Genomic DNA, 10,304 nt, shown 5'->3' with positions numbered 1-10,304 from the left:
GGTGTTTTGGATATCCTTGCAAGAGAACCTCAAGCGGACCTTGCCTTTGGCGGAACGCGTGTTAGGGATGCAAGATGCCTCGGTCGATGAAACGGTTCTGGCGCTCCAGTTGATCAGCCGATTTGGTGGTGAGAGCAATGTCGCGGATGTTCGTTCCCTGTTGGAAGACGACCGGACGGTGCTGTTGGAACCCATGGGGGAGAAACAGATTCGCACCGAGGTCCGTGATTTGGCGGCTGTCACGATCATGATTCTCAAACGCAAACCGCTGGATGAGGTCGGCCTGGATCCGAATGCATTGCATCCCAGAATCGGATTCATTCCGCGGGGGTTTGGCTTTCCGACGGACGACCCGGAACCACGTTCTGAGATGTTGAAAGCGTTGAACGAGTTGCTGGAGTTGGAGGAGAACAAGCGACCGGAACCACCTGAAAACAAAAATCCTGGGTGAAAATGCTCCGACAACAGAGGATGGTTTTCAAGCGATGCTTGCGGTGTTGGTCGGGTCGTCTGCCAAGTGCCAATTGTCATCCACGTCGGGGGCCAAGTTCGTATTTTGGTTTGCAGTGGATTCTTTGTCGGGGGGTGATCTCCCGAAACGTCCGAATTTGGTTAAGTTGACAGGTTCCACGTTGCTTTCTTTGTTCAAGTTTTCTTCTTTGTTTGACTGACTTATGCGAGTGCTCTCGGGAATCCAGCCGACCGGTCGCCCCCACTGGGGAAACTACTTTGGTGCGATTCGCCAATACATTGATTTGCAAGAGGACAATGAGGGGTTCTACTTCATTGCTGATTTGCATGCGTTGACAACCGTTCGTGAGCCTGAGGTGCTTCGCGAAAATGTGCTCAACGCCGCGTTGGATTTGCTCGCGTTGGGGTTGGATCCGGCGAAGGCCAGTCTATTCGTGCAGTCGGATATTCCCGAAGTTACCGAGCTGACTTGGTTGTTGATGACGGGGACTCCGATGGGATTGCTGGAACGTTGTCATGCCTACAAAGAGAAGAAGGCGAAGGGCCTCACTGCTGACGCTGGGTTGTTCACTTACCCGGTTTTGATGGCCGCCGACATTCTCGCTTACGATTCGCAGATTGTGCCGGTGGGTGTCGACCAAGTGCAGCACATCGAGGTTTGCCGTGACTTGGCAGGCTCGTTCCATCACGCGTTTGGCGAAACGTTCGTATTGCCCAAGGCAAAAACGTTGGACGTTGGGGCAAAGGTCCCCGGGACCGACGGTCAAAAGATGAGCAAGAGCTACAACAACACGTTGCCGCTGTTTGGCGACGTGAAGAAAATTCGCAAGCAGATCATGCGAATCGTGACGGACAGTCGCCCGATGGAAGATCCTAAGGACCCAACTGACGATCACTTGTTTCAGCTCTATCAGTTGTTCGCATCGCCAGCGGCGGTTGACGCAATGGCGGCGAAGTACCGTGCCGGTGGTTTTGGTTACGGCGAAATCAAAAAGGCTGTTGCTGAAGTCAGTGAAGAGCACTTCGCTCCGGCGCGTGAGAAGCGAGCTGAGCTGGAAGCCGACCTGGATACCGTGCGAGATATTTTGGCGGCGGGTGCCAAACGTGCACGCGAGGTGGCCGCGGGCGTGGTCGAGCGGGCGCGACGCAATTGTGGGCTGCAATAAGACATGGCAATCGTGGCAGTCGGGACGGAGATTGTTCAGTGTGCTCGGATCGCTCAGATGATCCAGCAGCATGGGGAGCAATTCCTCGAGCGAGTTTTCACCGCTGCTGAAATTGACCATTGTGCTCAGCGCCCCGACGCGACAGGCCATTTTTCGCGTCGGTGGGCGGCGAAGCAAGCTGTTTTCAAGGCGCTGCGTTGTCATCGCCGTGGCGTCAGTTGGACTGAGATCGAGATCACGACGCTGCCCGGCGAAGGACCAACGATCACGCTGCATGGCATCGCCGCGCAATTGGCGGAAGAAGCTGAGATCGATGCCATTCATCTCAGCCTGGGCGGGTGCCGTGCTCAAGCGATTGCGTACGTCGTTCTCTGCGACTGATTGCACTCACTGTGTTTCGCTCAGCGTCTCGGTGAGTCGCCTCGTGCGAGTCGCGGTGCGTGCCTTCAGCATTCCGTCCTCTGGTGCTGTACAGTAGGGGGTGCAATCCACCTGGGCGTTTGGTTGTTTCAGGGATTGTTTAAGTTTCCAGGAATTCTTCAAGACAGCACCGCAATCGGCCGCGAAGCGAAGGAGCGATTCGGGGCAAAAGGTTTTGCCGATTGCTGGTCGGTCATCCCTGCGATTTGTCGAACCACCCCATCACCCGGAAGCGAGCAAGCGTGTTGGATTTCAAGCGATCGAACTTTGTGGTGTTGGTGAGCCTGACATTTGGCCTGAGTCAATTGCCGCCAACGTTGGCCGAGGAAACGTTTCGTGTCAGCAATGGATTGGTGGCGTTTTATACGTTCGAAGCAGGGCGCGGCGACATGATCAAGGATCGCAGCGGGAACGGAGCACCGATGGATTTGAGAATCCAAGATGCCTCGGCGGTGAGCTGGGGTGATGGCTCGCTCGACGTGCGTTCGGCGACCAAGATTTTCTCGATCGGTTCGGCTGGCAAGCTGGTTGATCAATTAAAACGTTCCAATGCGTTGACAGTGGAAGCTTGGATCAAGCCGAAGAACACGATCCAAAAAGGGCCGGCTCGGATTGTTTCGTTGTCCAGCAATTCCGTCCAACGGAACATCACGCTGGGGCAAGAAGGCGATCGTTATCAAGTTCGTTTGCGAACAACCTCGACCAGTGACAACGGGCTGCCTGAAACGGAGAGCGGCAAGGGCAAGGTCACAACCAGGCTCACGCATGTCGTCTTCACTCGAGATCGTAATGGAAATGTTCGGTTCTATCTCAATGGCAAGCAAACGGCTTCGAAGTTGGTTTCGGGAAAGTTTTCCAACTGGGATGACGGTTTTCCGTTGGTGCTCGTGAACGAGCGTTCGGGCGGGCGTCCTTGGCTAGGAGAATTGCAGCTTGTTGCTCTTTATTCGCGGGCACTTCGCGTTCCGGAGGTCTCGGAGAACTATCAGGCTGGCCCGAGTGCAAGCGTCGATCCACGCGAAGCTCAACGGCTCGCGAAGGTTCGGGCCGAGCAGACGTTTGCCACGAAGATTGCTCCGATCCTAGCTCGCCATTGTTTGGAATGTCATGACTCGGCGTCAAAGAAGGGCGACCTAGATCTGTCCCGTCAATCCGCTGCGTTCGCCGGTGGCGAGAGTGGCAACGTGATCGTTCCGGGGAAGGCGGCGGCGAGTTTGTTGTGGGAGCAAGTGGAGTCTGGCGACATGCCACCATCGGGCCCCGGACTGACTTCTACGGATTTGACGCTGATTCGAAAATGGATCGATGATGGGGCCGCTTGGTCGATCGAGCGAATTGATCCAGCGGTTTACGCTTCCAATCCGGGTGCGAGTGACAGTTGGGTGCAGCGGTTGACGATTCCGGAGTACATCGAAACAGTTCGCAGCACGGTGGGCGTTGATATTTCTGAGGAGGCCGTGCAAATGTTGCCGCCGGATTTGCGGGCCGATGGATTCAGCAACACCGCATACAACTTGAGCGTCGATTTGAAACATGTTGAGGCCTACGCGCAGTTGGCGGAGAAGGTCGTGGGGCGAATGGACGTCTTGTCGTTTGCCAAGCGTTTCTCCCACTCACAAAGTCTGAACACCGACGCCACGGCTCGTGACCTGGTCGGCAAGATTGGAGAATGGCTACTCCGGGGACCACTGGATGATCGCGAGATTTCGAACTACAGCGGGATTCTGACCGCGGTGGCAAGTGCAGGTGGAAGCTTCGAACAAGGTGTCGGGCTGATGATCGAAGCGATGTTGCAATCGCCTCGTTTTATTTATCGAATCGAACAGCAGCCCGCTGGCAGTAGCAGTCAGCGAGTCAGCGATTTTGAACTGGCGTCTCGCATGAGTTACATCCTGTGGGGTGGGCCTCCTGATGCAAGGTTGTTGAAGGTTGCTCGCGAAGGGCGGTTGGCGGATCGCGATCGCTGCCGAGAAGAAGTCGAACGGATGTTAAAAGATCGCCGGGCAGTCGAGCGGTCCAAGCAGTTTGCTGCGGATTGGTTGAACCTCAGTCGGCTTACCAACATGCGTCCCAACTCAGCACGTTATCCCTCTTGGACACCCGAGTTGGGGATGGACATGCGCAATGAAACGCTAGCGTACTTCGAAGAGGTCGCTTGGAAGCAGGGACGACCGCTGAATGAATTGTTCGATGCACAGTTCACCTACGCGACGCCTCGATTGGCAAAGCATTACGGGTTGAAGCCTCGTGGAGAGGGCCTGCGACGCTACGATCTCTCGAGCGAGCCTACTCGAGGAGGGTTGTTGACCCAAGGCAGCGTGCTGACCATTGGCGGCGATGATGCATCCATGGTCACTCGTGGTTTGTTCGTGATGAGGGACCTGCTACGGGGAGTGATCGGTGCCCCGCCGCCCGGAGTGGATACGACGCCGGTTCCTCCCAGCCCCGGTATGACACACCGTGATGTTGCCGAAGATCGGATTCGCAACGAGTCGTGTGGTGGTTGTCACATCAAGTTTGAGCCTCTGGCGTTTGGCTTGGAACAATTCGATGGGCTGGGGGCGTTTCATCGCCAAGACGAGTTTGGCAACACGTTGCGTTCGGACGGGCAATTGGTGATTCCCGGGGAAGCGAAGCCACAGAAGTACAAAACACCTGCTGAGTTGATGAAGTTGCTGTCCAGCAGCGATCGCGTTCGCGAGACGCTTACATGGAAGGTGACGCAGTTCGCGCTTGGGCGTCCGTTGGGGGCGCGTGATGCGACGGAAGTTCAGCGGATTCACGAGGCTGCGACCGACGCGGGTGGACGATACGCCGATCTAGTCACCGCCGTGGTGATGAGTGATCTGGTCCAAAAAGCTCGCGGGCAGAAGGGCGTTGACTGACGCGAGCTGGAAAGATGAAACGCAAAGAGTCGTCGCCGAATGGTACTCCGGTGCATCTCGTTCCAAGGTTCTGAGTAGGAAATGTTATGAAAAACAATCTCATTCATCGACGCACGATGCTTCGCAGTGTCGGTGCCGCCACGGTTGGGTTGCCTCTGTTGGAGGAGATGCTGGGGACGACCGCTGCCGCCGCCACGGCATCTCGTGAGGTTCCAGTCCGAGCGTTCAATGTTTTCTTTGGCCTCGGCATTCCCGCACCGTTGCAAAAGGAAGGTTATCAGGGCGTCCTCGAACCGCTTCAGCCACTCCGTAAAAAACTGCTCATCATGCGGGACGTCGATCATATTCGCTGTGATGAAAAAGGCATCAATGCTCACTATGACGGTGCCACCGCCGCGTTCACGGCAGAGCCACCCGACGGCGAGGCGAAGTCGGGCGGCCCTTCGATTGACCAAGTGATTCGTCGAACGCACTATCCCGATGGGCTGCCCGAGGGCATGGTGCCGACCTTGGTGGCCGGGACCTTCTTTCGCCGGTCCCGCGTCGGACGCTATGTCCACAGTTACAACATGGACGGCACCGTCGCCGCGACCATACAGGAAAAGCCACGGGAGCTATTTGATCGCGTGTTCGGTGGAGTCTCGATGGCGGGTGGCGATCGAAGCGAGCGATTGAAGCGAAGTGTGTTGGATACGGTTGTCGAGGACTATCGGCACTACACCGGTGCCAACTCGCCGCTGGGGGCTTCGTCACGGGCTCGGGTGGCGGACCACTTGGACCGGATTCGAGAATTTGAGCAGCGTGCTTTCACGATGAAACACTCGCAGGATGGTCCGCAAGTGCCGCCTCGCTCGATCATTCCGCACGGCGGTCCGGCGGACCCAGGCGGCCAGGGCATCGATATCACGCTGGAGCAATTGTCTGCCGAATGGCGTTTGTTATCGGATGTTTATGCTTTGGCGGTGCAGATGGACCGCGTCCGGTTCGGAGCGCTAACGTTCCTCGCCGCTGGAGAACGCATTCGGCTCACCGGCGACTACGAGTACGACGGTAAAAAACGATGGGAGTTCGACGATGCCAAGCAGCAGAACGCCAGCGGCGACAAAGGCTGCAGTCATGAATGGTGGCACAAATTCAACGAGAAGAAAAAGAACGAGGCGCTGCGAGCCCACGCTCATATGAAAATGCAGGAGGTCGCCTATTTTCTCCGTGCACTGGATAGCGAAGATTGTCGAGAGCCCAATGGACGCACCATTTTGGAGAACTCATTGATCACGATCTCGACGGAGTCCGGTGACGGGCGTCACAACGATGTGAAGCGAGAGCTTTCGGGGGTCTTCCACTGCATCACCGGTGCCAATGGGCGATTCAAGACCGGGCAAATCATGGATGTGCGGGCCGAAGGCCTCGATGTTTACAACACCATGCTGGACGCCTTTGGCACGCAGGATCGGCTCGGCCCGAACAGGCGAGATGCTCGTTCGGTGGATTCGATTCGCGCTTAGCAGTCTGTCGTTTTAAAAACGTTTGGCCGATCGGACGATCAGGCGACGGTCGCTTGTCCGCAGTTGCCGGAGACGATCCGAACGTTATCGCGTTCTGCTAGTCAAACCAGCAGGCTGTTAGTCGTGGATCTCAATGCGATGGTCGGCCGTGCACATCGATCTCTGGACTCGGGCGACTGAATGAGCTCTCGCTGGGTGAGCCCCGCTGTGCAATTGCGGATCGGGGCAAACGAAACAAGCCTCGTGTGCAAGGCACACGAGGCTTGAGTCTTGGGTTGTGATGCGAGCGTCAGCTCTCACGTATGGAGTGGGAGCAGGTCGCCCGCGATCGGGGCATTCGGAAGAACAGTGAGATAGGTCGGATCACTCGCCACCGCGTCCGCCACGGCCGCCGCGTCCACCGCGATCGCCACGTTCGCCGCCTTCGCCGCCTTCACCGCCGCGACCTCCACGTGCACCGCCTTCGCCACCACGGCCGCCGCGTCCGCCACCACGAAGGGCTTCCAGTTCAAATGGCTCGCCCTTCATCTCTTCGAACTTCTCTTTTTGCTCGGATGTCAGCACGTCCATCACTTCTTTTTCCATGTTTTCGCGCATCGATTCCATGGCGGTCCGCATTTTTTCGCGATCGCGGCTTTGCATGATCTCACGCATCTCTTCACGCATTTTGGTTTCCATGCCCGAGCGGATTTCGGTGAGCTTGGTCTTTTGCTCTTCCGTCATCGCCAGTTCTTTTTGAACTTCGGGTGACGAGAGTGCCATCAGACCTTGAGCTTGGATCGCGATTTCGTCCAAGCGTTCCATTTGCTCCAGCGTGAGAACGGTTTCCAGTTGCATGCGAGTCTCTTTGGCTTGCTCTTCTCGTTGAGCTTGCATCTTTTCGAAGAATTCGCTGCGTTCTTCTTCTGAAGCGTTGCGGAAGTCGAAGTCAGGGCGATCTTGGTTGCGGGACTGCTCTTCGAGTTTCTTCAAGGCTTCGGTTTGTTGCTCATCAATCCCGAGTTCCTCGCGAACTTTTTCGGCACGGAGCAAGCCGAGGACCGATCCGCCGCCACCACCGCGGCCTCCCATCATTCCGCCACCAGGGCGACCGCCGCCAGGGAAGCCGCCGCCTCCACCGCGACCACCGCGGCCTTGGGCGTTGGCGAGGGACATCGACTGGAGCGTCAGGCCAGCAACCATTGCCAGCATGGCAAAGAAACGCAAATTGGGAGCGATTCGGACTTGGAACAAACGGCTCATTGTTGGGTAACCCTTCGAAATGGTCAGATGAGGAGAGGGCGTTCAGTCATCACGGCGGTGAAATGACCGCGGCGTACAAACTGAAACCAAAGTTGTTTCGAATGTTCTAACCCGCGAATTCCTGGGAGGTTTCGCGGCATTTGTAATTTGGTGTTCAAGCTTGCCAGCCGCGGCGGAGGCCGTCAGAGGGCTATTTTCGCGTTCCCGGTTGTCCGGGGGATACAGTCCAGCGATTCGCGAATCAGCCAATCGAGTGGGCGATCCGGCGGCGGCCGCCGTCGGAATGTCTCTTTAAAAGCTCGAGTGAACCACCTCTCGTTTTAGAACCACGGAATTTAAGATGAAAAAAGTATTTTTGGCTGCATTGGCACTGTTTGTTCTGCCCGCCACCGTCCAGGCAGATCACCACAATGAAACTGCGAAAAAGAACATTGTCGAGACCGCGATCGCGGCGAAGTTCAACACGCTGGTAGCTGCCGTTAAGGCAGGTGGGTTGGTGGAAACGCTCAGCGGTGAAGGACCATTCACCGTTTTTGCGCCCACTGACGAGGCGTTCAAAAAGTTACCGGAAGGCACACTGCAGAATCTTCTCAAGCCCGAAAACAAGGATCAATTGGTCGCGATTTTGAAGTACCACGTCGTTGCCGGGAAAGTGCCCGCCAAGACGGTGGTTACGCTCGATTCGGCAAAGACGCTGGGCGGCGAAGTCAGCATTGAAGTCAAAGACGGAACCGTCATGCTGAACGACAATGTGAAGGTCGTGAAGACTGACGTGATGGCCAGCAACGGCGTCATCCACGTGATCGATTCGGTGTTGCTGCCACCGAGCAAGTAAGCAAAAGAAGCGTTTCGCAACCGGAAGGCTGCAATCGAATCTCCACAGTGGCCCGTCGAATTCGGCGGGCTACTTGAGTTTCTTGATCCCTGCCGAAGGGTTGATCGTCCGGATTGCCCGTTTGACGGTCTCCTTCATCGGCACCCGTTTCAAGGCCTGGATCATGCTGGCTTCCGCGGCAAATGCCATTCGATGCCAGCGGGAGTCCGTGATGGTGCCGTGGAAGACGTCGGTGGTCGTGCCGGTCTGTTTCTTCTTATACGGTTGTTCACCGTATCCCATGTCGACGCAGTGGATTCCGTGCGAAGTGGCTTTGCGAATGATTTCGGTGAACAAAGCGGTCCCAGGCGAATATCGGGCGTAAGCGGGATCGTAAGCCGGGAACCAATAGTGCAGCCGCCCGTGCTCGATCATGCCGATGTGTGTGGCGACGGGCTGGTCTCCGGCCCAGAGCACGGAGCAGATTCCACGCAGCGACTCGTTTGAAAACTCGCTGCCGCCCACCGGCGAATCTGGCTGCAGTCCAGGTCTTTCGAAGCAGTTGGTGTACAGCGTCTCGATCAGGTCGCGGGTCCAATCCGGCAGGAACAGGTCCAGAATGTGGGTGCGTTGATACTGGGCTCGCTTCCAAGCGATGGTTTGCTTCAGGATTTTTGGGCAGCGGCAATCCATTTCCAGTCGCACGGGACCGATTTCTCGTCCCAATTTGCGGGTCTTTTGGCCCTGCTTTCCGATCGTTCGGTGTTCCAGTTCGAGACGGCGGAGGTAATCCTGTGAATCGTTCTCGAGGTCCGCGCGAAAGGCTTTGACGGATTGCAGGTTGTATCGCTGAGCCCGCCACCGGGCCGATCGGACCTCCCGCCAGCTGTCGGAAGCCGGGATCGATCCGGGGCATGAGAGCCTCTACCGCAACCCGCACGGGGATGAGACATGACCGCCCTGGCGTCCATCGTGGCGGTGCTGGCCGCCCTGCGCTCGCACTGGTCACCTTGAGGGGAGTCGATGCTGTCCAGCATTCACCCGCTCGGTGAGCGGGCACGTAACAACCGATGGTGGCTCACCGTCACAGCGTTTGTGGTGGGTGCAACTGGCACGGCGGCCCTGGTAGGACTCGGGCTGGCGTCAGCGGGCAGCCTCCTCCCGGGACAAACTTGGCGGTGGCCCACCGCCGTCGGAGCGATAGCGGTGGCCGCAGGATTGGATCTGGTCAAACTCCGGCCACCGGGGCCGCATCGTCAGGTCAACGAGGACTGGATCGGCGCGTTCAGGGGTTGGGTCTACGGCGGAGCGTTCGGCGCCCAACTCGGCGCCGGAGCAGCCACCTATGTGGTCACCTGGCTGGTGTGGGCGCTGGCGGTGTCCGCCGTGGCGGTCGGCGATCCTCTCGGCGGGGCCATCGTCGGAGCCGCCTTCGGCGTCGGCCGCTCAGTGTTTCCTCTGGCCGCCGGGTGGATAGACCGGCCCAGCCGCCTCACTGCCTTCAACCGTTCGATGGCCGCCGTCGCTGTGCCGGTTACCCGCGGTTTGAGCGGAGCGGCCCTCGCCCTGGCAGCCGTGGCCGTCGTCGGGAGATTGGGATGAGAGTCACAGGCTCGGGGATCTCGGTCGAACTCCCCTCCGGATGGGAGGGATCGATCAGCCGGAGCGGCGCCCTCGCCCCCGCTGGTTACTCCGCGACGCAGATAACGGCACCCACCGTCGCCCACTTCGCCAACTTCCCCCTCCCTCCACGTCGCGCCGACTTCGGAGCCGAAGCCACCGAGCTGATGGAGCCGGGCGA

9 protein-coding genes and 1 pseudogene are annotated in these 10,304 nt (G+C 57.8%); 8 read left to right on the top strand and 2 right to left on the bottom strand.

Going from position 1 to position 10,304, the window contains the following annotated elements:
- The 5 genes and pseudogenes from ACF8AM_RS11250 to ACF8AM_RS11230 all read left to right on the top strand — a co-directional run.
- A pseudogene (locus ACF8AM_RS11250) lies at window positions 1-451 on the top strand (hypothetical protein); the annotation flags it as partial.
- A gap of 223 nt (window positions 452-674) precedes the next feature.
- Window positions 675-1,637, top strand: a complete 963-nt coding sequence (trpS, locus tag ACF8AM_RS11245; RefSeq protein ID WP_392555729.1) for a tryptophan--tRNA ligase — start codon at window positions 675-677, stop codon at window positions 1,635-1,637.
- 3 nt (window positions 1,638-1,640) lie between these two features.
- The gene (gene acpS, locus ACF8AM_RS11240) at window positions 1,641-2,018 is read left to right on the top strand and encodes a holo-ACP synthase (protein ID WP_392555728.1); all 378 of its coding nucleotides are present in this window, start codon (window positions 1,641-1,643) and stop codon (window positions 2,016-2,018) included.
- Between the two features lie 281 nt (window positions 2,019-2,299).
- Window positions 2,300-4,942 carry a DUF1592 domain-containing protein gene (locus ACF8AM_RS11235; protein WP_392555727.1) on the top strand — a complete coding sequence of 881 codons (2,643 nt, stop codon included), beginning with the start codon at window positions 2,300-2,302 and terminating at the stop codon, window positions 4,940-4,942.
- A gap of 86 nt (window positions 4,943-5,028) precedes the next feature.
- The gene (locus ACF8AM_RS11230; RefSeq protein ID WP_392555726.1) at window positions 5,029-6,447 is read left to right on the top strand and encodes a DUF1552 domain-containing protein; all 1,419 of its coding nucleotides are present in this window, start codon (window positions 5,029-5,031) and stop codon (window positions 6,445-6,447) included.
- A 363-nt stretch (window positions 6,448-6,810) separates the two neighbouring features.
- Here the strand turns inward: ACF8AM_RS11230 and ACF8AM_RS11225 are convergent, their stop codons facing one another.
- A complete protein-coding gene (locus ACF8AM_RS11225; protein ID WP_392555725.1) occupies window positions 6,811-7,689 on the bottom strand; it encodes a hypothetical protein in 879 nt (292 codons plus the stop codon).
- A gap of 340 nt (window positions 7,690-8,029) precedes the next feature.
- Here ACF8AM_RS11225 and ACF8AM_RS11220 point away from each other — a divergent pair, with 340 nt between their 5' ends.
- Window positions 8,030-8,524, top strand: coding sequence for a fasciclin domain-containing protein (locus tag ACF8AM_RS11220; RefSeq protein ID WP_392555724.1), 495 nt, complete (start codon window positions 8,030-8,032; stop codon window positions 8,522-8,524).
- A gap of 69 nt (window positions 8,525-8,593) precedes the next feature.
- On the opposite strand, the gene ACF8AM_RS11215 is transcribed toward ACF8AM_RS11220, so the two are convergent.
- Entirely contained in the window at window positions 8,594-9,229 is a 636-nt protein-coding gene (locus ACF8AM_RS11215; protein ID WP_392555723.1) for a GNAT family N-acetyltransferase, read from the bottom strand.
- A 480-nt stretch (window positions 9,230-9,709) separates the two neighbouring features.
- Between ACF8AM_RS11215 and ACF8AM_RS11210 the strand changes: the two genes are divergently transcribed.
- Window positions 9,710-10,105, top strand: coding sequence for a hypothetical protein (locus tag ACF8AM_RS11210; RefSeq protein ID WP_392555722.1), 396 nt, complete (start codon window positions 9,710-9,712; stop codon window positions 10,103-10,105).
- Window positions 10,102-10,304 (top strand): hypothetical protein (locus tag ACF8AM_RS11205; RefSeq protein WP_392555721.1); only part of this gene is annotated, 203 nt, incomplete at its 3' end. The genes ACF8AM_RS11210 and ACF8AM_RS11205, both read left to right, overlap by 4 nt.

The sequence above is a fragment of the Rhodopirellula sp. JB055 genome (genome assembly GCF_043100905.1).
Classification (GTDB): Bacteria; Planctomycetota; Planctomycetia; order Pirellulales; family Pirellulaceae; genus Rhodopirellula.
Note: the sequence above shows the minus strand (reverse complement) of the source record. Positions and strands in the feature narration are given on the sequence as shown.